This is a genomic window from Prochlorococcus sp. MIT 1327 (assembly GCF_047304785.1).
Taxonomy (GTDB): Bacteria; Cyanobacteriota; Cyanobacteriia; order PCC-6307; family Cyanobiaceae; genus Prochlorococcus; species Prochlorococcus marinus_D.
The window spans coordinates 657,561-683,294 of sequence record NZ_CP138972.1 but is presented as its reverse complement, the minus strand read 5'-3'; the positions used below and the strand labels follow the sequence as shown (position 1 = coordinate 683,294).

Sequence of the window (25,734 nt, the reverse complement as noted above, 5' to 3'; positions counted from 1 at the left end):
CGAATCGCTAAACAATCAATCCGCTCTCAACTAAGGAATTGAGCAGATCGCTTGATGGTGTTGATCTGAAGCAAGGCAGCCAAAATGATCCCCAACAAAGCAAGGCTGCCGTAGGTCAACACCACCAGAGTTGTATTGCCGGGGGTCGATACCTGCAGCAATACCCCAGAGAGCATGATCATCAACGCTCCCATCAACGTGCCTGCTGTATTCACAAAAGCGACAACAAGAGCCGTTTGAGCTGGAGGAGCTGCAGCTTCTGCAAGAGGAAAAGCCAAAACACTCGTGCCAAGGCCCAGACCAAGAATGGCTCCAGCCAAAATCAAAACGATGACGGATTGAGGGTTGGTCGCCACCAAGACCAGCAGAGCGGCGGCGGCGCTGCAGCTGCCCGCCAACAAGATGGGAGCACGCCTGGACTGATGACTGCCAAGCCAACCTGCCCCAAGCATTCCTACGGATGTAAAGAGGGAAAGAACCATGCCCACGCCCACCTTGAGGGAACCGCTCCACCCCTCAACCTCGGACAGCAAGCCATATTGACAAAAGCCAAAAAGAGTTCCAGCACCCCAGGCATAAATCAAGGCCGCATGAACAACCTTCTTGATGGCATCGGCACTCCAGCGCCCTGAATGATCAGCAACTTGGCGTTCGCGGATCGATTGGCTTGGCTTTGCACGACTCTGCTGCGAGCTGGCAACAACCACGACAACTAACGGTGTTGCCACCAGCAAAGCCAGCACCATGATCTGCAACGTCACCTGCTGCCGCCAGGAGCCCAAATGGATCAACACAGGCATCAAGGCAGCCAAGGCGGCGCCAAAACCAAGCAGGCTGTCGGTAGCACCCATCGCCAAGGCAAAACGCTGCGGCGGCAGGGTTCGCCTCGCAAGCAGCCCTGAGGCCGGGAAGGCAACAGCACAAGCAAGACCCATGCCAGCGCGGCTGATGATCAAGCCATCAAGGGTTTCAGCTCGAGCGAAGGCCAGTGTCAGTGCAGTAGCCGTGATGGCACCGAGTAACAGCCAACGTTCGGCACGGCCACGATCCAACACCCAACCGACAGGAATCTGAACGAGGCCATAGGGCAGCAGGAAGGCTCCCCCCACAACGGCAACATCAGCAGAGGAGAGAGCAAGCTCATCAGCGAGCGATTGATCGAAATATTGAAAGCTCGTTTCAGACCAAACCATCCAGGCCACGAAGAGCAGGCTGAGGATCCAAAGCAAGCGATCGCGCATCAAGTCATTGAAGACATCCAGGAGAATGTATTGGCTGCGAATCTGTTTGTCTTCAAGACAAGCAGTAATCGAGATTCAGCGTGAGCGACTGGCGCGGCTGCGGTGCTTCGTCGGGATTGAAGCGTGAGCTTGCTGCTTTTGAAAAACTGAGCCGACGTATCGAGCCATCACCGCGCTGATCAATGCGCAGCAATCGCACCTGCTTGAGGCCAAGTGCATCAGAGGTGGTTTCAGCCTGATGCTTGCCCTGCTGTAGAGCCCTACGCAACAACTGATTCTTCAATTGCTGTTCGCTAGCAAGATCAGCACGTGAAGACATGCCTTGCAAATCAACACCAGGCAACCTGCCTGCGATCTGAATCAACGCGTCGTAATTGGATCGGCCCACCTCCCCACTGACACTGGTAAAAGCACGCTGCAAGCGTGGTTTGCCGCTGTTGCCATCAATGGCATAACTGCGCGGAGCAGGAATCTTGAGATCGCCCAGGCTGAGTGGCCGCACGCGACTACGAACTGTGGCTAAGCGCTGATTGAGCTGATCCATTGCTGCCGATGAAGTTTTCCCCTCGGCTTCAACTTGCAAGGAGAAACGAAAGCGATCTGATCGCAGCTCGCCACTTTCACGAACAATAAGCTGCAGCAAAGTGCCATCACATCGAAGCTCACCAGCATGAGCAGGCGAGCTTGCTAAGCCCATCAATCCACTCGTGCTAACAAGCAAGCCAAACATCAAGGGAGAGCACAACAATCGCATCGAAGCTGAAAACATTAGACAGTGAGATCTCTAACTTAGGTCTAGCGCCCTTGAGCCATCAAAGTGTGAATGAATTACATAGCAAAAACGTCAATTCACAACTAAACATGGCTGGAGAGCAATGGATTCCCTTTTACTTTCTCCAACAAAATTGACCAATTAAATAGCAATGATCCCAAGTCAACACAAAACCGCAAAGCTTTGCAGCGCCTATAAAATATTGGGCTATCATCAATAAATACAGACTTTACAGTGATGGGCAATCAGATCTCTCCAAATCCAAATCCAGCAGGCACTATATATGCTGTAGGAGATGGTGATTAGAACAAGTAATTTTATCAAAATCTTGGCACGCCGGACAGCGATGGCTTCACGCTGAACAACAACCACATACTGCATGACTTCGGCCGTGGCAAGCTAAGCAACAACTACTATTTGAACAACAACAGCAACACCTCCCTAAATAACTCTCCCTGCTGAATAATAATGCCGATTGCGAGCTAATCGACTATGGCTGACTAAGAAATTACAACGGCACGCTGAACAGCAGTGGATGGCTGTGCACCTACAACAGCGGCAGGCTGAAGAACGAGGGCGGTGCAACGCTAATCAACGACGGGACTATTGACAATTCGAACAATTATTTAGGCGCAAAAAGTTTTATTAATCGGGGATACTATTCAGGAAATAGCAAAATTATAGGCAGCTGGATTGATCACGGCCAAGTCAAACCAGGCAGCTCGACTGGCGGAATGTTGGTTGATGGCAGCTACTACAAGAAAGGTGGCTCTACAGAAATAGAACTAGGAGGTACACTCGGTGGATGGTGGAAATTTGCAGAATTCGATCGGATTGAGATTACTGGCGATCTAGAACTTGCCGGGGATTTACGTGTCTTAGCGATCAATGATTTCCAGCTTTCTGCTGGTGATTCATTTGTAATTACTAGAGTTGATGGAGATCTCGATGGTCAATATGATGGCCTCAATGAGGGAGATTCAGTCGGGAGTTTTGAAAGTGATAACGACGGCATCCTTGAGCTCTTCATTACCTACAAAGGTGGTGATGGCAATGATATTGCGCTCTACACCCAATCATTATCTGGTGTTCTTCCTGAGAGCTTGCGTGAGCCAAAAATCATTGGTTCTGCTGCTGATGATTCCTTAACTGGAACCTCTGCAGATGAAGTGATCTTTGGTGGTAGTGGTGATGATGTTTTGCTAGGAGGCGGTGGAGATGATCAAGTGACTGGAGGAAATGGCGATGATCGGCTATATGGTGGTTTCGGTGATGATATTCTCAAAGGTGATCGAGGCGCTGATACCTACAGGCTGAGTCGTGGTAATGATGTGATCATCGCCTTTTCATTCGCTGAAAACGATCGCATCTCTGTAGCAGATGGAGATGAGCTTTCCTTTAAGCAAGTTGGTGATGATCTATTGATCACAGCAGATGGCATTCACACCACCTTGAAGGATGTTGATAAGGGTGAGTTTCTCGCCGCTGATGTGATTGACTTTGTCTAGTCAACCAACCAAATCCTGAAGTTCAGAGCGAACAAATTCCAAATAAGCTTGGACTTTGTTCGCCAATCAACACCCTAAACTCAATCAATCAATCAGCAGCAACCCAGCTGCCATGTAATCCGTATGGAATGGTTATAGGCATCTCAAGCACTGCCTGCTCGCTTAAATCGTTTGCATTCAAAATCAACAACTGACTGGCACGACGCTCTCCATTCCATACAAAAACCAACAGCCAACCATCATCCTCAGCTTCACTGCCAGGGCGTGGCACCATCAATGGCTCACTGACAAATCCACGCGGCGCTGCACTCCACAAGCATTGATCACCATTGCTCAAATCCAGTTTTTTGATCGCCTGTAGGGGGGCATAGCCGGTTTCACGCTCTGCCACAGCCATCCATGCATAACGAGCCGACAACCCTTCTCGGCGTGGATTGACCATCGCAAATTCACAACAACGCTCACTAAAGCGCTTGGTTTCAATTCCTTTCCCCAAAAGATTGATGCGGCACTGCTCTAATCGACCCTCAGGGAAAAAGTCAAAGTCCATCGAGAGGAAGTCCTCGCCGGGATCAATCGAGGGGTAATCGCTGTAGTAAATGCTCTCCAACACCAACTCATCCCCCTCCTCCCAAGCATTGAGATGGTGAAAAACAAAACCATCGGGAGCATCAAAGATGCGCGGCGGCTGCCCAGCAAAAGTGCCGCAATCACGAGGAATCAACCAAAACTTTGCCTGGCCTCCAGGCTTAGACGTTAAACATTGCGCCGCACCTTTCTGACCCAGAACAAACGGCAACGGATTGAAGTTGATCGCATTCTGCAAAAAAAGCGTCCAGTTGGGAGTAATCGCGAAGTCATGCAGAAAAGCAAAACCCTTAAAACTGTCTGTGCGATCACTGATGAGGCGTCCCGCATCTGGCCCCTGAGTGGCAAACTCCATCAGCCGGATCTTGCTAGTCGGCCCTGTGTTCACACCAAAGGTGACCATGCGAGGATCGCCATGGTGGCCAGGATCGAAGCGGGGATGAGCGCTAAAAGCCTCTCCAGGCTTCAGCACCCCATTGAGACTCGAAAGCCCATGAGTTTCCAGGCTGACAGGGTCAAGCGCGTGCGGGCCAGCCGCCTCCCAAAGAGCCAGTAACTGATCGCCAAGTTGAACCACTTGGGTATTGGCAATGTTCTTGAAACGCACGTCAAAAGCATTCGCCTTCGCCCCACCACGCTTCTGCGTGCCAAACACCCCCCGATAGAGGAAGCGACCGGCCTTTTCCTCTTCCTGCCAGTATTTCGTTCGCACAAAGCGATTACTCAGCGTGGCCTTGCTATCGCTGAATCGCACAGCAGTGATCATGCCGTCGCCATCAAAGGGGTGATGCACCCATTGCCCATCGCGTTCAAACCTGCCTGGACCATTGCGATAGTGGCTGCCTTGCAGTTCAGCTGGAATCTGTCCCCTCAGGGGACTTAAAGACACAGCATTGAGCTCTTGCTCAACATTGCAATAACCACTTGCCCAGTCATCCCGATCAAACCCGCCGGGTACATCTATTGAGGTCGCGGACACTGTTGAAGGGCTATCGCTCACTGTGCTCACTGCAAGGCTGATCAAGATTGACCAATCCTTACGCAAAAAGGCTTACAGCCGCGAGCGAGGAAATCCCCACTCCCCAAGCATTCAGCTCTTCTGCCCGCCAGCCTGCTCCAGCACACCCTTGCTGCTAGGTACTGCTCCGGCCCTTCGCGGGTCGATTTCAATTGCCATGCGCAGAGCTCTGGCAAAGGCCTTGAAACAGGCTTCAACGATGTGGTGGGAATTGGTGCCTGCCAACTGGCGAATATGCAGGGTGAGGCCGCTGTTGTTCACAACTGCCACGAAAAACTCCTTCACCAACTCGCTGTCGTAGCTACCAATGCGCTGAGAGGGAATTTGCAGGCCATAACTGAGATGAGGCCTACCGGAGCAATCCAGAACAACCTGAACCAACGCCTCATCGAGTGGTGCCACAAAATGACCGAAGCGGTGGATGCCACGTCGATCTCCAAGCGCCTGAGATAGGGCCTGACCAACAGCTATACCAACATCCTCATTGGTGTGATGGTCATCGATGTGGGTGTCACCAGTCGCGGTGATCTCTAAATCCAGCAGGCCATGGCTGGAAAGCTGGTGAAGCATGTGATCGAGGAAGGCGACCCCCGTAGAAACGTTGCACTGACCACAGCCATCAAGCCCAACACGAACAAGCACGTCGGTTTCAGCGGTGACGCGATGAACATCCCCCTGCCTTAGCGACGTCATGATGCCCATCCAAATGAAGTCATGCTGCCAGTCAAATCACATTCCGTTAATGCAGTAACCAGCATCCACATAAAGCGTCTGACCGGAGATACCACTGGAAAGATCGCTCAGCAAGAACGCGGCTGTATTGCCAACTTCGATCTGGGTCACAGTGCGACGCAAGGGAGCCTTTTCTTCAACGTTATGAATCATCTCGAGGATGCCGCCGATCGCAGAACTAGCCAAGGTGCGAATTGGGCCAGCACTGATCGCGTTCACACGCACCTGCTTATCAGGGCCAAGTTCTGCAGAGAGATAACGCACTGAAGCCTCCAAAGCAGCCTTGGCAACACCCATCACGTTGTAATTCGGAATGGCACGATCTGCACCGAGATAGGTCAACGTCACAACCCCTGCACCATCACTAAACAAAGGCTTGGCGTGATGACAAAGCGGGGCCAGCGAGTAGGCACTGATCTCCAAGGCGCGTGCGAATCCCTCGGCCGAGGTGGCGCTGTAATCACCCACCAATTCCTCCTTGCCTGCAAAGGCAAGACAATGGACCAAACCATCCAACTGGCCCCACTGCTGGGCAATCACAGCAAACACCTCCTCGATCTGATTGCTGTCCTGCACATTCAAAGGCAAAAACAAACTGGGTTCTAGAGGAGCAGTGAGATCGCGCACCTTGCCTTCCGAACGGCCCCTTTCATCCGCCAAATAGGTGATTCCCAGCTCAGCGCCGGCAGCTTTCAACTGTTGAGCGATGCCCCAGGCAATGGAACGGTTGTTGGCGATACCTGTGACGAGGATCTTCTTACCGCTTAGATCGAGAAGCATCAGAGCGAACGCACTAGGGAACATTGGCAGCGATTCTCTCCCATGCCACGCCGAGTTTCACTGGATGCCCCGAATAAGGTCGCCAAGAGTTCTATTCGATCAGCTTCCAGACCAGTTGCCGTTTAACAACTCATCCTGAAGCTTCCTCTCTTCTTCTGGATCCCTGAGCAGGTCTTCTTCCTCCAACGCAGGCAATCTCAAAGGCTTCACCTGATCAGCAGCGCGGGGCGGCTCCTGCCAACGCCATCTCGCCCTAGGTGCCCGATCAACACAAAGAGCCTTCAGCTCACGCTTCAAGGCACGGCGGACATCCCCGCGGGCCACTACCACGAAAAATTCCTTACGAGACGCAAGCCCTGAGCTGAATGGGGCATTGCCATTGCCATTGAAAAGCCTTGCAGGGTCTGGCAACCAACGGGGCGTACAGATCCCTGGATCACTGGTGTCCGTTTCGAGAAAGAGATGCACGCCATAGCCATCAGGCTCACTCACCACCGCCAGGCCGTCATGAGCTTGATGCCGCTGCAAGGGATAAATAGCCCAGCTGGGCTTGGAAGACGACGTCATACAGCCGTTAAGCACTACGGCTAAAGCCACTAACAGGAAGGTCTTTCCTTTTGCATTGACTTGCTTCACGGCATTGATGCAGCCATGCAAAGTCATCCTGAACCAGCATTGAAGGGCTGCTTTCCCAACATGGCCCTCACTCCCTCCACGATGCTGCCTCTCGGGACCTCCTTACCGGCGTTTGAATTGAAGGTGGTACCCGGCACCAATCTTGAGATCGATGGCGGGCTTGGCGCCCTGAACACAATCAAAACAAGCAACCTGCCAACCAAGCCCCTCCTGCTGATGGCGCTCTGCGCCCACTGCCCTTTCGTGAAACACATTGAAAAAGAACTGACCCATCTTGATCAGGACTACGGAGATTCCGTGCAGCTACTGGCTATCGCCAGCAACAGTCTGATCACTCATCCCCAAGACGGTCCTGAGCAGCTCGCGGCTCAAGCCAAGCAACAAGGCTGGCGGTTCCCTTATCTACTGGATACTGACCAAAGCCTCGCCAAGGCCCTACAAGCCGCCTGCACACCAGACTTCTTCCTCTTTGCCCCCTCTCCACAAGGACAGCAGCGACTCTGCTACCGCGGCCAACTGGATAACAGCCGCCCTGGGAACGATGCACCTGTGACTGGATCGGACCTACGTGCTGCCTTAGATGCCGTTTTGAACGGGCAAAATGTCTCTCCCCACCAGCAGGCCTCAATCGGCTGCAACATCAAGTGGCACCCAGGACAAGAGCCCCCCTGGTTCGGCTGATCTGCCACTTCAAAAGCTGCTAAACCGTCTTCGGCTCGGCTTAAGGTGCTTCTCATGCAGGTGCCCCCTTTTAGCCTTACTCAACAGATAGCCGAACTGGGGCCTGACCTTGATGAGGCGGTCTTGCGCGTGCTGCGCAGTGGCCAATACATCGGCGGCACCGAAATTGAATCTTTTGAACAAGCCTTTGCCAACTCCCTTGGCGTGCCTTATGTCGTTGGTTGCAACAGCGGCACCGATGCTTTGGTCCTGGCCCTGAGGGCACTGGATATCGGAGCAGGAGATGAGGTGATCAGCTGTTCTTTCAGCTTTTTTGCCACTGCCGAGGCAATCAGTTCGGTCGGCGCCAAACCTGTCTTCGTGGACGTCGAAGCGGACACCTATCTCATCGACCTGGAACAAATCGAAGCAGCAATAACCCCAGCCACCCGTGCTCTTTTACCAGTTCACCTTTTCGGCCGCCCCGTCAACATGGAGCAGCTGATGGCCATCGCCAACAAACATGGGCTGAAAGTGATCGAAGATTGTGCCCAAGCCAGTGGTGCAGCGTGGAACGGACGGTCTGTAGGCAGTTGGGGCGATGTGGGCTGCTTCAGCTTCTTTCCCACCAAAAACCTTGGCGGCGCTGGCGATGGTGGAGCCGTCAGCACACATGACGCAAAGCTTGCTCAGCGAATGCGAGAACTCGCTGTTCACGGAATGCCGCGTCGATATTTGCATACCGAACTTGGCTACAACAGCCGACTGGATGCACTGCAAGCCGCCGTTTTAAACGTGAAACTACCAAGGCTTTCTTGCTGGGTTGAGAAGCGACAAGCCATCGCGACCCGTTATCAAACGTTGCTCACAAACCTTCCTTGCCTTGAGCTTCCAGAGCAAACAAAAGCAAGCCATCTGCAGCATGCATGGAACCAATTCGTGGTGCGGGTAACAAGCTGCCCAATGAACCAAAGCAACTCTGAGAGCCTTGGCAAACCATCAAAAAACAATGGCAGCAATAGCCTGCCGGATAGCAGTTGCCGTGATTGGCTCAAACAAAGTCTTTTAGAACATGGCATTAACACCATCATTTACTACCCAATCCCGATCCATCTCCAACCGGCCTATGAAGGCCTAAGCCAAGGCCCAGGCAGCCTGCCGGTCACTGAACAGCTTTGCAGTCAAGTGCTGAGCTTGCCGATCTTCCCAGAATTGAGCGAAGACCAGCAGCAACAGGTTGTCTCTATGTTGCACAAGCTGCTGAGTCCAGCAACCACAACTCAAATGAGCAAGGTTGCTTAAAAAGCCTTATTTAATACCTGCTATTGCTTGTTATTAGGCACAACCTCCATAGATAAATACTGCTTCGCAGTAATACCAGAACAACCAGCGGAATAGTGATCTTTAGAGACCCAACAACTGACGCGCCCGATACCAAGCGGTAATGCTCTTGCCATCCAGAGCTTCATCACCACTAGCTAAGCAAGCATCGAATTCAGCTGGGGTCATATGCAGCACCTCAAGATCCTCGTCTTCATCACCAGCAGGAGATTCGCTCAGGGCTTTAAGGTCTCGGGCCAGAAAAAGGTGTATGACTTCATCGGAGTAGCCAGGACAAGGCAGCATCTGCCCCAAAGAATCCCAGCGAGCTGCGCTGTAGCCAGCCTCCTCTGCCAGTTCCCGCTCCATCGAAGCCTGGGGATCTTCACCATCCTCAAGCGTGCCAGCAGGAAATTCCAGGATGCGGCGGGCTACCGCAAAGCGGTACTGACGAAGCACCACAACCCTGCCATCGGCAGTGATTGGCACCGCTAAGGAAGCACCAGGATGGCGAATCAGACCAAAGAGACCCTGTACCCCAATCGGCAGCTCAAAACGGTTGATCTCAAAACGAATCTTTCTTGCCTCTAACGCTGCTGTGGTTTCCAACAGCAAAGATGGCTCAGGGGGCGGAAGAGGCACCATGTTGACCACAAACAAAGAACTCCCAGCATGGTGGCTGATGACCAGACAAGGACTTGAATTGCGCCACCCCTATTCAAGCCAGCCCAAATCAGGGGGAATACGGCGCGGCACCTGAGCCACTCCCGTTAGGGCCGCTGCAAGTGGCACCACGACAAAACTTCGTTCAATCAGACGGGGGTGAGGAAGGATTAGGGCCTCGTGCTGAACCTGTAGTGCGCCCCAGGCAAGCAAATCAAGATCCAGTGAGCGCGATTCCCAGCGCATCAACTCTGCCTGGCGATCTCGTCCGAAGCGCTTCTCCAGGGCCAGCAGTCTGGCTAACAAGGACAGCGCAGCCGCTTCACAAGGCTGCAACAAAGCAAGCCGCGGCCCATCCACCACAACTACCGCATTGATGTAGACAGGCTGCTCGGGTGGACCGCCAACGGGGTCGGTCTCAAATAATGGCGACCAACGGCAACGCAAACCTGCAGGATTCACCCTTTCGCCCGATGCCTCTCCAAGCGATGTTGAGAGCCACTCATGGATGGCCTGCTCTAACTCAGGTCGCACTGCCCTCAAGGTGGCACGCGGAGGTCCAAAAGCACTAGCCAAATTGGCTCCTAGTGCCACAGCTAACGTGCTTGGAGCAGAATAAGCAGTAGAAACTCCGAGTTGATCAGCGAGACTGGCGCACACGTCATCGAGCCGGGGGGACTCCATGGTTGCAAGCGGATCGGCCGCAACTGCCAACACAAGGTCCAGAGATCGAGCAGGCCAGGACATGGCCACTCGTGCTTTTCCTCTTGCCGCAATTACAGGCCATGGAACGCTCAAGCTTTCACTGCTCCTAGCAGCGGTTGATCCAGAACTCGGTGGGGTGGTGATCGCCGGCGGCCGCGGCACTGGCAAATCGGTCTTGGCACGGGGACTGCATGCACTGCTACCGCCAATCGATGTGCTCGATCTGGAAGCCCTTAGCAAAGATCAGCAGACTTCACAAATTCATCGCCCCATTGGTCTCAACCTGGATCCAAAGCTCCCTGAGGAATGGGACGAAGCCAGCCAACGCCTGATCACGAAACAGGGCGCCACCGATGAGGAGAACTCAAAGGAGCCACTGCCGAGCCGTGTGATCCCAGCACCCTTTGTGCAAGTTCCAATTGGCATTACTGAAGACAGACTTGTTGGCGCTGTAGACGTCACGGCCTCCCTAACCAGTGGAACCCCTGTCTTCCAACCTGGACTACTAGCAGAAGCCCATCGGGGAGTGCTCTATCTCGATGAGCTCAATCTGTTAGATGACGGCATCGTCAACCTCATGCTGGCGGCAGTGGGAGCCGGCGAAAACCGAGTAGAGCGAGAAGGCCTCAGCCTCAGCCATCCCTGCCGTCCACTACTGATTGCTACTTACAACCCTGAAGAAGGGGCAATGCGCGACCACCTATTGGACCGTTTCGCCATCGCTCTCTCCGCCGACCAGCTGATCAGCAACGAGCAACGTGTTGAGATCACCGAGGCAGTACTGGCCCATGGCCAATGCAGTGTCAGCTTCGCTGCAAAGTGGGCCCAGGAGACCGAAGCACTAGCAACTCAGCTGCTACTGGCTCGTCAATGGCTGCCCGATGTACAAATCAGCCACGCACAGATCGAATATCTGGTCAATGAAGCCATTCGTGGAGGCGTGGAAGGGCATCGCTCTGAGCTTTATGCAGTACGCGTGGCACGGGCCCACGCGGCTCTCAGCGGCCGAGACCAGGTTGAAGCAGACGACCTCCAAGTCGCCGTGCGGCTGGTGATTGCACCGCGTGCATTGCAATTGCCGCCTCAAGAAGAGCAAATGGAGCCCCCCCCGCCAGAGCAACAGCAAGCACCGCCACCTCCAGATCAATCGCAAGAAGACACTTCTGAAGAAGATGAGGATGAAGATGATGACGAAGACACCCCTGAAGAGCAGACATCACCACCGGTTCCAGAAGAGTTCATGCTTGATCCAGAAGCAATTGCAATCGATCCAGACCTTTTGCTGTTTTCTGCAGCCAAGTCAAAAAGTGGAAACAGTGGGAACCGTTCGGCAGTCCTCAGTGACAGCCGTGGCCGCTACGTCAGGCCCATCATCCCTCGTGGCCCTGTTCGACGTATCGCCGTCGACGCGACATTAAGAGCTGCGGCCCCATATCAAAAAGCTCGGCGATCCAGACAGCCGGATCGCACAGTGATTGTCGAAGAAGGAGATCTGAGAGCCAAGTTGCTGCAACGCAAGGCTGGTTCACTCGTCATTTTCCTTGTTGATGCAAGCGGTTCGATGGCTCTAAATCGCATGCAGGGCGCCAAGGGAGCAGTCATTCGCTTACTCACCGAGGCCTATGAGAACCGAGATGAGGTTTCACTCATCCCATTCCGAGGAGAACAAGCAGAGGTTTTACTGCCTCCAACCAAATCGATTACTGCAGCAAAAAGAAGGCTAGAAGTGATGCCCTGCGGCGGCGGCTCTCCTCTCGCCCATGGTCTTACCCAGGCTGCTCGTGTGGGTGCTAACGCATTGTCTAAAGGAGATCTCGCCCAAGTTGTCGTTGTTGCCATCACGGATGGACGCGGCAATGTGCCTTTAGGGACCTCACTAGGTCAGCCACAACTTGAAGGAGAAGATCCACCGGATCTAAAGCAGGAATTACTTGATGTAGCGAGCCGCTACCGCAGTCTGGGGATCAAATTGCTAGTCATCGATACCGAGCGTAAGTTCATCGGCAGTGGTATGGGCAAGGACCTAGCAGAAGCTGCCGCCGGCAAATACGTCCAACTGCCAAAGGCAACTGATCAAGCGATTGCCGCCATCGCAATGGAAGCAATAGACCAGGTTAAATAATACTTAGACCTATTAATTGATCACGCATATAGGCTCTAAAGAGCTTAATACTTCAAGGTCTATTACCACTATTTTGGGCCGGGTAAAGCTCATTAAAAAACTCACCAAGGCCAATCGTAACGCTACGCAAAGAATTCATGAATTGCGGATCATTCGTAAGCTTTTCCACATCTCCACCCACTGCATCAAACTTTTTAGTAAGCGAGCGAGCGTAACTCACAGTCTGCTTGAGATCATTAACTGTTTTCGGGTTATCGAATGCTTCAACCACATTGTTGATATGGCCGGTTGCCAGATTGAGATTGGTAATCATCGGTTCAGCTCGAGCTACCTCATCCTTGAGCTGACTCATTAATTTGGAGACATCTTCGGCGGTGCTCTCAATCTGCTTGGTGGAATCAACCAAATACGTGACCAACTTCTGCTTCTCTACCTCTTGCAGAATGCGCTCAAGTGTCTCTGTCACTGAAGAGATACTCACCGGAGGCTCACCCACAATCGTTGCCCCGTTACACAACACCTTGCTGCCAGAACAATCCATTGATCGAGGCAGGGGAGCATTAGCAGACAACGGCTGGCCAAGACTCACCAACGCCACCTGAGAATCACCCCCAAGCAATGAACTAGAGGCCACCTTGGCGACAACCGGCTTGGAAAGGCGCAGATCACCCTTATTGATTTCGAGGGTGGCCCGCACAGCTTGGGAAGTCACATCGATTTTGACGACAGTGCCCACCAAGATGCCGCGATAAGTCACGGGGGAACGTTCAGCAAGACCGGTTGCATCGGGGAAGTTCACCTTGATGCTCCAAACCTTGGCGCCAAGACGCACACCCCTTAACCAGAGCAAAGTTCCTGCAAAGGCAACCACGGCTCCAACGATGGAGAATCCGACAATCGCATCACGAACGCTACGTCGCATAGACATCAATGCTCTTCAGGTTGCATTGGCCCGCGAAGACTACCGGTACGGAACTGTTCAACATAAGGATTATCCGTCTTACCGAAATCTTCTATAGAGCCAGCCCAGTGAAACTTGCCTCCATAAAGCATCACAACCCTTTCTGCAGAACGTTCAATCGTGCTGCGTACATGGCTCACCACTACCGAACAACCTCTGGCCACTGTGGTGGTCTTAACAATTAAATCTTCAATTCGTGTGCACGCCACAGGATCAAGGCCAGCAGTTGGCTCGTCATAAAGCAATAGCGGCATCGCTCCGCTCTCCCGATCAGGATCATCAATCAGGGCCCTAGCAAAACTTACTCGTTTCTGCATGCCACCACTGAGCTGGCCTGGAAGTAGATCAGCCACATCGTAAAGCCCTACAGCTTCTAGACAAGCCATGGCTCGCTCACGAATCTCCTTCTGCTTAATGCGCCCCCCCCGCATCAACAAAAACCCCACATTCTCCTCAACCGTGAGGGAGGCCAGCAACGCTGGGTTTTGAAAAACAAGGCGCACATCAGGGGGTTGCTCCTGATCAAGACGCAAATAAGCCTGCTGCTCACCAAAGAGACGAAGCTCTCCGCTGGTAGGCAACTCCAAACCTGCCAGCAACCGCAACACCGTGGACTTACCAGCACCAGAGGGCCCCACGACCGCCAAGCGTTCCCCAGGCTGCATGACCAAGTTGACCTGATCAAGCACTGGCCATTGTCCCCACTGCATGGTGAGATCACACATCTCGACCACGGGGGTGGCGTTTGACACAAATACCCTGTGCTGGGAACCGAGTCATTGTGCCCGGGATGTCGAAGAAGGAAAGCTTTCGTACAGTTGCGTTAAAGACCTATGGCCGGTTTGTCCCCGCGCATGTGACCTCGCCCAAACACCGCTTTACTCAGCGCCGCTCTCATCAGCGCCGCGCCAGTATCAAAGGGATAAAGGCTGCTAGCGAAAGGGGTCTAATGATCCGTTCTCGCAGAGCAGTGAGTTGGCTCCTACCTGGACTGGTCGTCAAGCGCTGGCTGCTCACTTCGGGCCTGGGCCTTCTTATGGCACTTCTAGGAGCAGCCATCTGGGCAGACCTCAAGCCCATCTACTGGATCATCGAGACCCTCGTCTGGCTACTGGGAACAATCACAACTGTGCTGCCACGCAGCATTACAGGTCCTTTAGTGGTCTTAATCGGAGCCGCCCTAGTGCTATGGGGACAAAGCCGCAGCTTTGGTTCGATCCAACAAGCACTAGCGCCCGACAAGGACACCGTGCTCGTCGACGCCCTTCGTGCCAAAAGCAAACTCAACCGCGGCCCTAACATCGTCGCCATCGGAGGTGGAACAGGCCTCTCCACTCTGCTCAGTGGCCTGAAGCGCTACAGCAGCAACATCACAGCGATCGTCACAGTTGCTGACGATGGCGGCAGTAGCGGAGTCCTGCGTCGCGAACTTGGTGTTCAGCCCCCAGGCGACATTCGCAACTGCCTGGCTGCACTCTCAACAGAAGAACCCCTGCTCACACGACTGTTTCAATATCGTTTCTCAGCAGGTAGTGGCCTAGAGGGCCACAGCTTCGGCAATCTCTTTCTCTCTGCACTATCAGCCATCACGGGCAATCTAGAGACAGCCATCACAGCGTCTAGTCGAGTCCTCGCAGTTCAGGGTCAGGTCGTTCCCGCGACCAATGCAGATGTACAGCTCTGGGCGGAACTGGAAAACGGCCAGCGCATTGAAGGGGAATCAGCGATCGGCAAGGCACCAAGTCCAATCGTGAGGCTTGGCTGCTTGCCCGCACAACCACCAGCCCTGCCCCGCGCGCTAGAGGCAATCTCTAATGCAGACCTGATTCTTCTAGGACCTGGCAGCCTCTACACATCCCTATTACCCAATTTGCTTGTACCGGCCTTAGTTCGAACCATCCAGCAGAGCCGAGCACCGAAGCTTTACATCTGCAACTTAATGACTCAACCCGGCGAAACAGATGGCCTGGATGTTGTTGGTCACCTAAGAGCAATCGAAGCCCAACTCGCCAGCCTGGGCATCAGCCAGAAACTATTCAATGCCGTATTGGCTCAGGATGACCTAGGAGAATCCCCATTGGTGAAGCAATATCAAGCACGAGGCGCTGAACCGGTCAACTGTGATGCTCAAGCGCTCATCGCCAAGGGTTATGAGTTGATGCAAGCTCCATTGCAAGGGAAAAGGCCTCGCGCAACACTGCGCCATGACCCACGCAGCCTTGCCCTAGCGGTGATGCGCTTCTATCGAAACTATAAAAAGAATGCTCAATAAGCATCCTGCATCTCATAAAAGTCTGGCTGCACATAATCTTTCCGCAGTGGCCAGCCCTTCCAGTCTTCAGGCATTAGCAACCTTTTCGGATGGGGATGTCCCTCAAAGTTGATGCCGAACATGTCAAAAGTTTCCCGCTCCTGCCAGTCAGCTCCGCGAAACAAGCCGTAGATCGATGGGAGCGAAGGTGTGTCTTCACGGGATAAAAACACCTTGAGGCGTACCTCACGGACCTTGGCCGCTTCCGACGACGAATCTCCCACCCCCATCTTTGCAACCATTTCAGCCATGGCCACGAGATGGTAGAAGCAGACCAGCTGCTGGCCAGGGCCTTCGTCATAGCCACCCTGGCATTGAAGATAATCAAAACCATCAGCCTTGAGAGCTGCAACGATCACCTGCAGGAACATCGACTCAACACCAATCACCTCCACACCAAGATGATCAGGATCAAGCAACTGATGCTCAAAACCCTGCTGGTTGAGCCAGCGGCTTACAGGTCCCGGTTCCGGACCCGCCGGCACCGGGGGGGTGGAAGGGGTCTCGCTCATGACTCGTAGGTTGATGAAGACTGAGAAGCTGGGCTGGCATCAATTTCAGAGGTGTTCAACTCCGCAGCCATTGGCAGCCCAGCACCAGGCGTCAAAGCAGCTTTCTGGGTATCAGCACTCAAGTAGGCCCCGGTGACAATTGGCTCAACTCGCTTCATTTGATGGGGCACTGTGAAGTAGCGGTGGGTCTGGGCAATCTTGATCCGCTCAGCAACCGATTCATCACCCACTTTTTTACGTAACTTGATCACCGCATCAAAAATTGCTTCAGGGCGAGGTGGGCACCCTGGGAGATACAGGTCTACGGGGATGAGCTTGTCTACTCCACGCACAGCGGTAGTGGAGTCAGCACTGAACATGCCACCAGTGATCGTGCATGCACCCATAGCAATCACGTATTTAGGCTCAGGCATCTGCTCATAAAGCCTGACCAGGGCTGGAGCCATCTTCATGGTCACCGTGCCCGCAACGATCAAGAGGTCAGCCTGCCGAGGAGAGCTTCGGGGCACCAAGCCAAAGCGGTCAAAATCAAAACGTGATCCAATCAGAGCCGCGAACTCGATAAAGCAACACGCGGTGCCATACAGCAACGGCCAGAGACTGCTAAGCCGAGCCCAATTGTGTAGATCGTCCAGGCTTGTGAGAATGATGTTCTCACTCAAGTCACTGGTCACACTGGGAGCGCCGACAGGGCCACAACTCGCTGCACGCAAGTCACGTACGGCATCGATGGAGGGGGTCACTGACATGAAATCAACTCCACTCGAGGGCACCCTTGCGCCAGGCATAAGCCAGTGCAACAAGAAGGATGGCAATAAAAATAAGGGCTTCGATGAAAGCCAATAGACCTAAGCGATGAAATGCCACAGCCCAGGGATAAAGGAAAACGGTTTCCACATCAAAGATGACGAAAACTAAAGCGAACATGTAGTAGCGAATGTTGAACTGAATCCAGGCGCCACCAATGGGCTCCATCCCTGATTCATAGGTCAGCTCCCGCTCGCCGGTACGACTGCGAGGCGCCAAGAGCTTGTTGGTGACAAGCGCCAAGATCGGTACTGCTGCTGAAATCAGCAGAAAGCCGAGAAAAGCGTCATAACCCGGCAGCGCAAACATGGACAAGTACGACTTGCTTCTCAGTCTGGCATTCACTGCCATGGGCTAACGCCGATAGAGTTATCCCACCTGACAGTGCAGCTGTGAGCGACAAAACCACACCTGCCGAAGACTCGACAGAAGCCGAATCAGTTGCTCAAACTGACGTTGATGGTATGGCCACAGACACCATCGCCTCAGCAGAGTCCGACACCGATCAGCTCACTCATCGCTTTGAGTGCCGCAGTTGCGGTTACGTCTATGACCCAGAAGAAGGAGTCAAGAAGCTTGGCATCACTTCCGGAACAGCTTTCAAGGATCTCGATCCAACCAACTTTCGTTGCCCCGTATGCCGTGCCCGCATCGACGCCTTCAAAAACATCGGTCCTCGCAGTGCACCTAGCGGCTTTGACCAAAACCTCAACTACGGCATTGGCGTCAACCGCTTAACACCAGGGCAAAAGAATGTCCTGATCTTTGGAGGCCTGGCACTGGCCTTCGCCTTCTTCCTCTCCCTCTACTCACTGCGTTAACGCATCCCTGCCATGAGCCGCCTGTTCTCGAACCTTTTCAACCTTCTGCTGATTGCGGCCATCGGGTTCGGCCTCAGTGGGTGCGTCACCAGCCGCCTTCCGATCGCCAGCACCAGCCCATGGCAACCCGTGGAGTTGAACACTGAGTCAAATCCACTGGACATCAGTTTCTCTGACGCCAACCACGGCTTCGTTGTTGGTACCAACCGCTTAATCATGGAATCAAATGATGGCGGTGTCAGCTGGAAGAAGCGCAGCTTGGATCTTGAAGAGGATGAAAACTTCCGGCTCATCAGTATCGATTTCAACGGCAATGAGGGTTGGATCGCTGGGCAGCCAGGGCTGGTGATGCACAGCACTGACGCAGGCAAGAACTGGTCCCGCCTGAAGCTTGAAAACAAACTCCCAGGCGATCCATATCTGATTACCAACCTAGGTCCAAATAATGCTGAGCTTGCCACCAACGCAGGTGCCATCTATCGCACAAGCGATGGTGGCACCACCTGGCAAGCAACTGTGAGTGAAGCTGCAGGTGCAGTGCGCGACCTCAGGCGTAGTGCAGCTGGCAATTACGTGAGCGTAAGCAGTCTCGGCAATTTCTTCTCCACCTTGGATGTAGGCCAGGATGTTTGGCAAAACCATGAGAGGGTCAGCAGCAAGCGGGTGCAGAGCCTGGGTTATCAACCCAACGGTGAACTATGGATGGTGGCCAGGGGGGCCGAGATCCGCCTGAACGATCAACCCGGAAACGTCGACAGCTGGGGGAAAGCGATGATTCCAATCACCAATGGCTACAACTACCTAGATCTTTCCTGGGATCCCAACGGGGGCATCTGGGCAGCGGGCGGCAACGGAACTCTTATTAAGACTCTGGATGACGGAAAAAGCTGGCAGATCGATCCCATGGGCGACACACAGCCCTCGAACTTGATCAGGGTCCTGTTCGACACCAGCTCTGAAAGCCAAGCCAAAGGGTTTGTTCTTGGGGAACGAGGCCACCTTCTGCGCTGGGTGGGCTAAGGCTTGACCTTCAGCCAAATGAGCAACGCTCTGTAACCATGCCGTTCACCAGACGCAGTGTTGAGGCTCAGCCTTATAGGATCTAAAAGCTGATACGCCTGAGGCCATGGCTGCTGGCTCCACCGGGGAACGCCCTTTTTTCGAGATCGTCACTAGCATCCGCTACTGGGTGATCCACGCCGTTACCCTGCCGTCGATCTTCCTCGCCGGCTACCTGTTTGTGTCCACGGGCCTTGCCTATGACACATTCGGCACACCTCGCCCTGATGCCTATTTCCAGGCAAGCGAAAGCAAGGCTCCTGTCGTTAGCCAACGCTACGAAGCCAAATCCCAACTCGACCTGCGCCTGCAATAAGCCATGGCTCAATCTTCTTCTGCACCTCTTCAAGCGCTTAACGTCCGTGTCTATCCGATTTTCACGGTGCGTTGGCTCGCTGTACACGTCCTGGGTGTACCCACAGTGTTTTTTCTTGGCGCCATAACCGCCATGCAGCTCATCCGTCGCTGATCCCACTCCCAAACCATGGAGCAAAACCCAAACCCGAACAACCTGCCGGCAGAACTGAACCGCACCAGCCTTTACCTAGGTCTGTTGCTGGTTTTTGTGACAGCCGTGCTATTTACCAGCTACTTCTTCAACTAAGGGATCTGAAGCATGAGTACGAAACTTAAAGGCCCTGACGGACGCATACCTGACCGTCTTCCAGACGGCAGTCCAGCCGTTTCATGGGAACGCCGTTGGACAGAAGGTTCACTACCCCTATGGTTAGTTGCCACAGTTGGCGGCATGGCGGTCCTCTCAGTCCTAGGCCTCTTCTTCTTCGGCTCCTTCACTGGAGTCGGTTCCGCTTAATTTAGAGTCAAGATTCTGTGTGTAAACCCTACCTAGCAGGGTAGGGATTTACATGCAGAGCTAGATCTTCTAAAAAACAAAAACTGACCATCAACTACCGCCAAACTCGCCCCAATAAGGCCTTGTAAAGAGGTCAAGTTTGCGGCGGGTTTTGTCAGTTACATGTTTTTTGGCGGTTAGCAAAGCATCTTCCAAAGCATTGTGCGCTGTGCTGACGGGACGAATATCTGCAACCATTTTGGCTGTTGCCCGAACGATCTTTGTGGCCAACTGTGCATTGGCCCTCAGATTTGCAAGCACCATCTCTACCGTCACGCTGTCATGGTGACCATGCCAACAATCGTAATCAGTAACCATTGATAAAGAAGCATAGGCAATCTCGGCTTCCCGAGCCAGGCGAGCCTCAGTGTGATTGGTCATTCCGATCACCATGCAGCCCCAACTCCTATACAGCTTCGATTCAGCTCGAGTGGAAAAGGCCGGACCTTCCATCGCCAGATAGGTACCACTACGATGCAATTGGCGTCCATCCGGCATCAGACTTTCGCCAACATCAGCTAACAAGCGAGAAAGCGTGAGGCAAAAAGGATCAGCCATTGCCACATGAGCCACCGCCCCATCTCCAAAAAAAGTCAGTGGTCGCTGATGAGTCCGATCAATGAATTGATCAGGTACCACCATGTCTAAGGGGCGCACCTGTTCCTGCAATGAACCAACTGCTGAAGGCGAAAGGATCCAACGCACACCAAGCGAACGCATCGCCCAAATATTTGCTCGATAGGGAACTTCCGTAGGCAAAAAAGTGTGATTACGCCCATGGCGAGCAAGAAATACCACCTCCATACCGTCAAGGGTGCCGAGTCGAAAAGCGTCAGAAGGCTTTCCAAAGGGAGTATCAATCTCCAATTCTTGAATGTTCTCAAGGCCTTCGATGGCATAGAGACCACTGCCTCCCAAAACTCCCAAACGAGCGCCTTCGAGAGGAGAAGTTGTGAGGCGATTCAATTAACGTCTTTCAGCTTTAAATAGCATAGCCCGTCAATAACTCGATCAATACTTATAGCCTTCAAGGGCTTCATACATACAACTGATAGTCGAAGTATCACATCAAGTCATGAGTTTAATTAGCAAATATTTATTCAACCTTCAAAAAACTAACCAGCCAAGGTCTCCAGCAGAAAGAATCCATCAATCCCTGAGATAACTTACAAAGTGTTTACGATCAAGATGCCTGCACACACACGTGAAATAACAATTAGATGATTCAAGCGGGCAATCATCTAAAGAGCCGCCTTGATCCACTGCATTGAGTTGAACAAGAGCAAATCCTAACTGGCTTAAAAAGCATTTTAAAACCTGAAGGCGAGGTTTATCTTGATAAGGTTAATTTAAAAAAGAGTTAACTCTTAAACACAAGAGGCACTAACCCAGGCAAAGGTTAGACCAGGCCTAATGCTTTCATTCAGCCCAAAAGGTTACTGGGCCTAGCAATAATCAACAAGCCACACTTGAGCTAATCTTCAACCATGACTTCAATGCAGAAGCCTTGCTCGCAGCAAGGCTCAATGTATTAGTAGCCAAATATCACAATGGGCGATTGCACCAGGATGAATTAGCCATGCAACCTAACCGCTTTAGAAATTAGGATCTGCCCAGGCATAACATCGACTCGATCAACACTGCCCAGGATCATCTAAATGGTGAAAGGTCATGAACATTGATGGCACAGCCTGGCGCACCATCTGGCTTGAAAAAGATGGGCATTCAGTCGGCGTGATCGATCAAACCCAACTGCCCCACAAGTTCAGCACCCTCAAGCTCAGCAACTGCCAAGAGGCCGCAACCGCAATTCGCACCATGGTGGTGCGTGGGGCTCCATTGATCGGAGTCACCGGGGCCTATGGATTAATGCTGGCCCTACAAGAAGACCCCAGCGATGACGCCCTAGAGGCGGCCTTTAAGCAACTCAATGCCACCCGGCCAACAGCAGTCAATCTGCGCTGGGCCCTCAAACGAATCCGAGACAAAGTAAAACCCCTTCAACCAGCTAAGCGTGCAGAGGCCGCCAGAGCCGAGTCTGCCCTCATTGCCGAGGAGGACGTGGCCATGTGTGAGGCCATCGGCAACCATGGCTTAGCAATCATCCAAAAGCTTGCTGCAGACAGACCAAGCGTGCGACAACAAGAGCCCATACAAGTGCTCACCCACTGCAATGCTGGCTGGCTAGCCACCGTTGATTGGGGGACCGCGCTGGCACCGATTTACAAGGCCCACCGGGCCGGCCTAAACATTCATGTATGGGTTGACGAGACACGCCCCCGCAACCAGGGCGCGAGCCTCACTGCCTATGAACTAGGTCGTGAAGGCGTACCCCATACCGTGATCGTGGATAACGCGGGTGGGCACCTTATGCAGCAAGGATATGTTGACGCAGTCGTCGTAGGTAGCGACCGAACCACACGCAGCGGTGACGTGTGCAACAAAATCGGCACCTATCTCAAGGCCTTAGCGGCCCTAGACAACGGCGTGCCCTTTTATGTGGCCCTACCCGCCTCAACAATCGACTGGTCAATCTCGGATGGGGTCGCAGAAATCCCTATCGAAACCCGCTCGGCGATGGAAGTGACCCACATCCAGGGACGAAACAACAACGCTTCTAGCAACAACCAACTCACCACCGTACAACTCACTCCCAATCAAAGCGAAGGATTCAACCCTGCTTTTGATGTAACCCCTGCGCGCCTCGTAACGGCCCTAATCACCGAACGCGGAGTCGCGGCAGCAAGCGAGACGGGCCTCATGGAGCTTTACCGCGATGATTAGAAATCAAAACCAATGAATGAAAAATATCACTACGGAAAGATTGGTCAATGACCAATCAAACTCAAGGTCGTCTTTAATTATAGAAAAATCTTCACAGCAGCACTCAATCCTCACTATCCATAGATGCTAAACATGAGATGAATTGAAATCACTAAGATCGACTCAACTTACACACTCAAATACAAAGAAGATCCTTACATTGCTACTCCCTAAGGCTTAACTAAACCTATGCAAAAGAAGCAAATCTTCGTCAAGGTTAAATACTTTGCAGAAAAGATATGACATTCCGCATAGCAAGCTTTTATTCCTCAGCTTGACACCTTTACAGCACCAGAGCTAAAATAGTTCATTAGATCTAGAGTTCGGCAATCATCAACAGAAGGCTGCTCGGCTTGACAGGAATAGCCAACATTATACTCTTCTATATATGGCCACACAATCATTCAAAATCCTAAACATCCGAGGCTTTAGAACTTTTATATCAACATCTTTTTCACCTGCAAAGCCCAGACGGAACAGCATATGCACAATAACCAATCAGTAAAAATTCAACCCTCTGGCTGAGAATCTCTTCAGTCAACACTTCATGCCAGGGAATTATAATTCTTGTCATGGCAACATCTCAACGAACTGTCTAATAAAGCTTTGCCCCTTAAACATCAGCAAAGGAGAAAGCAGAGGAACTTCAGCGCGACTGAAGTAACGTTCTCGTCGATACGCACCAATCAATGACGTGCCAAAACCGCTGGTCGGATGCCGAGGCACAAGCTGCCATCAAATCTTACGCCGCGCAGGACGTCTCTGAAGACCTGGCTCTCCGCACTTACACAGCCCGTCTGCTCGGCTCCGACCCCCAGCTGGTGCTGCATGGCGGAGGCAACACCTCGGTTAAAACCAGCTGCATAGGATTGTTTGGTGATCACATACCAGTGTTGTGCGTGAAGGGCTCAGGCTGGGACCTATCAACCATCGAGCCGGCCGGCCATCCTGCTGTGCGATTGGAGAACCTGCAGGCCTTAAGAGATCTATCTGCACTTAGCGACGAGGACATGGTTGCAGCTCAACGCAGCAACCTGATCGATCCATCGTCACCCAACCCTTCGGTTGAAGCACTACTACACGCGTTCTTACCAAGTAAATTCGTCGATCACACCCACGCAGTAGCTGTTTTAGCCCTAGCAGATCAACCAGATGCCGAACAGATCTGCCGTGAGCTCTACGGTCGACGTGTCGCGATTGTTCCCTATGTCATGCCGGGCTTCCAACTAGCCTTGGCCGCCATCAAAGCCTACGAACAAGCAGAAGTAGAAGCAGCTAAAGCGGGAGTTGAACTTGAAGGGATGGTGCTTCTCAAGCACGGCTTATTTTCGTTTGCTGCCACAGCACAACAAAGCTACGAGCGAATGATCAACTTGGTGCGTGAGGCGGAAGAGCATCTTGGGGAAACCCCAACGCTTTGCCTACCACCACCAACCAATCCAGCTCCTAAAACAAACATCGCTGCAATTCTGCTCCCACTGTTACGTGGTGCCCTGGCTCAATCTGCAGCTGTGCATAACGCTCCCCAACGTTGGCTTATGGAGTTGCGCTCAACCCCACTGGCACTCCAACTAGTCAACGACATTCACCTCCAAGACTGGTCTCGCCGTGGAGTCGCTACCCCCGACCACGTGATCCGAACCAAACCCTGGCCTCTCATTCTCAAAAAGCCTCCACAAATCCAAGGAGATGAAGCGATTGAATCCTGCCCAGTGCTGAAGGAATGGCTCCACTCAGCAAAACTGGCATTAGAGAAATACATCAACTCATATCAGGATTACTTCGAGCGTCAGAATGCTCGCGTTGGAAGCCATAAACAACACCTCGATCCACTACCAAGGCTGATCGCAATCCCTGAACTTGGCCTCGTTGGCCTAGGTCGTTCAACAGCCGAAGCCAATGTCACCGCAGATATTGGTGAAGCCTGGGCCGCAACACTGATGGCAGCTGAATCAGTGGGACGTTTTCAACCAGTCAACGAGGCAGATACCTTCGAGATGGAGTACTGGAGTCTCGAACAAGCAAAGCTCGGCAAGGGCAAAGAAGCACCACTGGCACGCCATGTTGTCTTGGTCACTGGTGGTGGTGGTGGAATTGGTGCAGCGATCGCCCTTGCCTTCGCCAAGCAAGGTGCACAAGTTGTCGTACTTGACAAGAATGGTGAAGCAGCAACAAAGACTGCCAAAGAATGTGGCTCAAGTGCTCTCGGACTGAAGTGCGACCTCACCAATGCTGCTGAGGTTCATGATGCATTCACGACAATTGCAGCTTGCTTCGGGGGCTTAGACATCGTGGTATCCAATGCTGGGGCGGCTTGGAGCGGAGACATTGCCACTCTTCCAGAATCCAAGTTGCGAGCAAGCTTCGAGCTCAACCTATTTGCTCACCAGCACGTTGCACAAGCTGCTGTTCACCTGTTTCGAGCCCAGAGCAATAGAACGACAGAAACCAGCAAATCCTTAGGCGGACAGCTGCTCTTCAATATCAGCAAGCAAGCGCTAAACCCAGGCCCTGGTTTTGGAGCCTACGGAATTGCAAAAGCGGCATTGCTGGCACTTATGAAGCAATACGCCCTGGAAGAAGGGCCCTCAAGCATTCGCTGTAACGCCATCAATGCAGATCGGATTCGGTCCGGCCTGCTCGATCAGGCAATGATCCGAGAACGAGCGGAAGCGCGCGGCATCAGCGAAGCCAACTACATGGGTGGGAACTTGCTCGGTGCAGAAGTCCGAGCAAGTGATGTGGCGAATGCTTTCGTGGCATTAGCCTTAATGCCACGAACCACTGGTGCATTACTGACAGTAGACGGCGGAAATGTTGCGGCGATGGTGCGTTGACGCCT

27 protein-coding genes are annotated in these 25,734 nt (G+C 52.8%); 13 read left to right on the top strand and 14 right to left on the bottom strand.

Annotated features, from left to right (window positions below; genetic code table 11):
* Positions 1-26 precede the first annotated feature (26 nt).
* Both SIB80_RS03245 and SIB80_RS03240 read right to left on the bottom strand, forming a co-directional pair.
* Complete coding sequence (locus SIB80_RS03245; protein ID WP_063420481.1) at positions 27-1,241, bottom strand: MFS transporter; 1,215 nt, start codon at positions 1,239-1,241, stop codon at positions 27-29.
* Between the two features lie 52 nt (positions 1,242-1,293).
* Positions 1,294-2,010 (bottom strand): SIMPL domain-containing protein, encoded by a 717-nt coding sequence (locus tag SIB80_RS03240; protein WP_063420482.1) that lies wholly within the window; start codon positions 2,008-2,010, stop codon positions 1,294-1,296.
* A gap of 737 nt (positions 2,011-2,747) precedes the next feature.
* Between SIB80_RS03240 and SIB80_RS03235 the strand changes: the two genes are divergently transcribed.
* Positions 2,748-3,521 carry a calcium-binding protein gene (locus tag SIB80_RS03235; RefSeq protein WP_063420483.1) on the top strand — a complete coding sequence of 258 codons (774 nt, stop codon included), beginning with the start codon at positions 2,748-2,750 and terminating at the stop codon, positions 3,519-3,521.
* Between the two features lie 88 nt (positions 3,522-3,609).
* On the opposite strand, the gene SIB80_RS03230 is transcribed toward SIB80_RS03235, so the two are convergent.
* From SIB80_RS03230 to SIB80_RS03215, 4 genes are all read right to left on the bottom strand, one after another.
* The gene (locus tag SIB80_RS03230) at positions 3,610-5,088 is read right to left on the bottom strand and encodes a carotenoid oxygenase family protein (protein ID WP_370520998.1); all 1,479 of its coding nucleotides are present in this window, start codon (positions 5,086-5,088) and stop codon (positions 3,610-3,612) included.
* A 111-nt stretch (positions 5,089-5,199) separates the two neighbouring features.
* Positions 5,200-5,829 (bottom strand): imidazoleglycerol-phosphate dehydratase HisB, encoded by a 630-nt coding sequence (hisB, locus tag SIB80_RS03225; RefSeq protein ID WP_063396816.1) that lies wholly within the window; start codon positions 5,827-5,829, stop codon positions 5,200-5,202.
* A 27-nt stretch (positions 5,830-5,856) separates the two neighbouring features.
* Positions 5,857-6,639 carry an enoyl-ACP reductase FabI gene (gene fabI / locus SIB80_RS03220; protein WP_011131247.1) on the bottom strand — a complete coding sequence of 261 codons (783 nt, stop codon included), beginning with the start codon at positions 6,637-6,639 and terminating at the stop codon, positions 5,857-5,859.
* Positions 6,640-6,738: 99 nt separating this feature from the next.
* A complete protein-coding gene (locus SIB80_RS03215; RefSeq protein WP_063420834.1) occupies positions 6,739-7,302 on the bottom strand; it encodes a hypothetical protein in 564 nt (187 codons plus the stop codon).
* Here SIB80_RS03215 and SIB80_RS03210 point away from each other — a divergent pair.
* Together SIB80_RS03210 and SIB80_RS03205 are read left to right on the top strand one after the other, a co-directional pair.
* On the top strand, positions 7,291-7,956 hold the full coding sequence (locus tag SIB80_RS03210) for a thioredoxin family protein (RefSeq protein WP_063420833.1): 666 nt from the start codon (positions 7,291-7,293) through the stop codon (positions 7,954-7,956). The two genes, SIB80_RS03215 and SIB80_RS03210, sit on opposite strands and share 12 nt — an antisense overlap.
* A gap of 54 nt (positions 7,957-8,010) precedes the next feature.
* Entirely contained in the window at positions 8,011-9,237 is a 1,227-nt protein-coding gene (locus tag SIB80_RS03205) for a DegT/DnrJ/EryC1/StrS family aminotransferase (protein WP_063420485.1), read from the top strand.
* A 102-nt stretch (positions 9,238-9,339) separates the two neighbouring features.
* On the opposite strand, the gene SIB80_RS03200 is transcribed toward SIB80_RS03205, so the two are convergent.
* The gene (locus SIB80_RS03200; RefSeq protein WP_041375232.1) at positions 9,340-9,900 is read right to left on the bottom strand and encodes an NUDIX hydrolase; all 561 of its coding nucleotides are present in this window, start codon (positions 9,898-9,900) and stop codon (positions 9,340-9,342) included.
* Positions 9,901-9,969: 69 nt separating this feature from the next.
* On the bottom strand, positions 9,970-10,665 hold the full coding sequence (gene folK / locus SIB80_RS03195; RefSeq protein WP_328585652.1) for a 2-amino-4-hydroxy-6-hydroxymethyldihydropteridine diphosphokinase: 696 nt from the start codon (positions 10,663-10,665) through the stop codon (positions 9,970-9,972).
* Between folK and SIB80_RS03190 the strand changes: the two genes are divergently transcribed.
* The gene (locus tag SIB80_RS03190; protein ID WP_063420486.1) at positions 10,601-12,745 is read left to right on the top strand and encodes a putative cobaltochelatase; all 2,145 of its coding nucleotides are present in this window, start codon (positions 10,601-10,603) and stop codon (positions 12,743-12,745) included. The genes folK and SIB80_RS03190 overlap by 65 nt on opposite strands.
* Positions 12,746-12,797: 52 nt before the next feature.
* Here SIB80_RS03190 and SIB80_RS03185 read toward each other — a convergent pair whose 3' ends face one another.
* A complete protein-coding gene (locus SIB80_RS03185) occupies positions 12,798-13,673 on the bottom strand; it encodes an MlaD family protein (protein ID WP_063420487.1) in 876 nt (291 codons plus the stop codon).
* Positions 13,673-14,416 carry an ABC transporter ATP-binding protein gene (locus tag SIB80_RS03180; RefSeq protein WP_063416927.1) on the bottom strand — a complete coding sequence of 248 codons (744 nt, stop codon included), beginning with the start codon at positions 14,414-14,416 and terminating at the stop codon, positions 13,673-13,675. Before SIB80_RS03180 ends, SIB80_RS03185 begins: the two co-directional genes overlap by 1 nt.
* Positions 14,417-14,655: 239 nt before the next feature.
* On the opposite strand from SIB80_RS03180, the gene SIB80_RS03175 reads away from it, so the two are divergent.
* Positions 14,656-15,978, top strand: a complete 1,323-nt coding sequence (locus tag SIB80_RS03175; protein ID WP_063420488.1) for a gluconeogenesis factor YvcK family protein — start codon at positions 14,656-14,658, stop codon at positions 15,976-15,978.
* Here the strand turns inward: SIB80_RS03175 and SIB80_RS03170 are convergent.
* From SIB80_RS03170 to SIB80_RS03160, 3 genes are read right to left on the bottom strand one after another with little or no spacing between them, the layout of a single operon-like run.
* Positions 15,972-16,529, bottom strand: coding sequence for an NAD(P)H-quinone oxidoreductase subunit J (locus SIB80_RS03170; RefSeq protein WP_063404934.1), 558 nt, complete (start codon positions 16,527-16,529; stop codon positions 15,972-15,974). The genes SIB80_RS03175 and SIB80_RS03170 overlap by 7 nt on opposite strands.
* Complete coding sequence (locus SIB80_RS03165) at positions 16,526-17,278, bottom strand: NADH dehydrogenase subunit K (RefSeq protein WP_063407331.1); 753 nt, start codon at positions 17,276-17,278, stop codon at positions 16,526-16,528. The genes SIB80_RS03170 and SIB80_RS03165 overlap by 4 nt, the downstream gene beginning before the upstream one ends.
* Before the next feature lie 4 nt (positions 17,279-17,282).
* Positions 17,283-17,645, bottom strand: coding sequence for an NAD(P)H-quinone oxidoreductase subunit 3 (locus tag SIB80_RS03160; protein WP_011131259.1), 363 nt, complete (start codon positions 17,643-17,645; stop codon positions 17,283-17,285).
* Between the two features lie 83 nt (positions 17,646-17,728).
* Here SIB80_RS03160 and SIB80_RS03155 point away from each other — a divergent pair, with 83 nt between their 5' ends.
* The 6 genes from SIB80_RS03155 to SIB80_RS03130 all read left to right on the top strand — a co-directional run bounded on the left by SIB80_RS03155 (position 17,729) and on the right by SIB80_RS03130 (position 20,030).
* Complete coding sequence (locus tag SIB80_RS03155) at positions 17,729-18,157, top strand: rubredoxin (protein WP_063404930.1); 429 nt, start codon at positions 17,729-17,731, stop codon at positions 18,155-18,157.
* A gap of 12 nt (positions 18,158-18,169) precedes the next feature.
* Positions 18,170-19,177: a photosynthesis system II assembly factor Ycf48 gene (locus SIB80_RS03150; RefSeq protein WP_063420489.1), complete on the top strand. Its 1,008-nt coding sequence runs from the start codon at positions 18,170-18,172 to the stop codon at positions 19,175-19,177.
* 106 nt (positions 19,178-19,283) lie between these two features.
* On the top strand, positions 19,284-19,532 hold the full coding sequence (gene psbE, locus SIB80_RS03145) for a cytochrome b559 subunit alpha (protein WP_011131262.1): 249 nt from the start codon (positions 19,284-19,286) through the stop codon (positions 19,530-19,532).
* 3 nt (positions 19,533-19,535) lie between these two features.
* On the top strand, positions 19,536-19,685 hold the full coding sequence (gene psbF / locus SIB80_RS03140) for a cytochrome b559 subunit beta (protein ID WP_011131263.1): 150 nt from the start codon (positions 19,536-19,538) through the stop codon (positions 19,683-19,685).
* Between the two features lie 15 nt (positions 19,686-19,700).
* Positions 19,701-19,820: a photosystem II reaction center protein L gene (locus SIB80_RS03135; RefSeq protein WP_011131264.1), complete on the top strand. Its 120-nt coding sequence runs from the start codon at positions 19,701-19,703 to the stop codon at positions 19,818-19,820.
* Positions 19,821-19,832: 12 nt separating this feature from the next.
* Positions 19,833-20,030, top strand: a complete 198-nt coding sequence (locus SIB80_RS03130) for a photosystem II reaction center protein J (RefSeq protein WP_011131265.1) — start codon at positions 19,833-19,835, stop codon at positions 20,028-20,030.
* A 90-nt stretch (positions 20,031-20,120) separates the two neighbouring features.
* Here SIB80_RS03130 and mtnP read toward each other — a convergent pair whose 3' ends face one another.
* The gene (gene mtnP, locus SIB80_RS03125) at positions 20,121-21,035 is read right to left on the bottom strand and encodes an S-methyl-5'-thioadenosine phosphorylase (RefSeq protein ID WP_063404926.1); all 915 of its coding nucleotides are present in this window, start codon (positions 21,033-21,035) and stop codon (positions 20,121-20,123) included.
* Positions 21,036-21,740: 705 nt separating this feature from the next.
* Between mtnP and mtnA the strand changes: the two genes are divergently transcribed.
* Positions 21,741-22,853 carry an S-methyl-5-thioribose-1-phosphate isomerase gene (gene mtnA / locus SIB80_RS03120; RefSeq protein ID WP_063420490.1) on the top strand — a complete coding sequence of 371 codons (1,113 nt, stop codon included), beginning with the start codon at positions 21,741-21,743 and terminating at the stop codon, positions 22,851-22,853.
* Between the two features lie 728 nt (positions 22,854-23,581).
* Positions 23,582-25,729, top strand: a complete 2,148-nt coding sequence (locus SIB80_RS03115) for a bifunctional aldolase/short-chain dehydrogenase (RefSeq protein WP_063420491.1) — start codon at positions 23,582-23,584, stop codon at positions 25,727-25,729.
* Positions 25,730-25,734 lie beyond the last annotated feature (5 nt).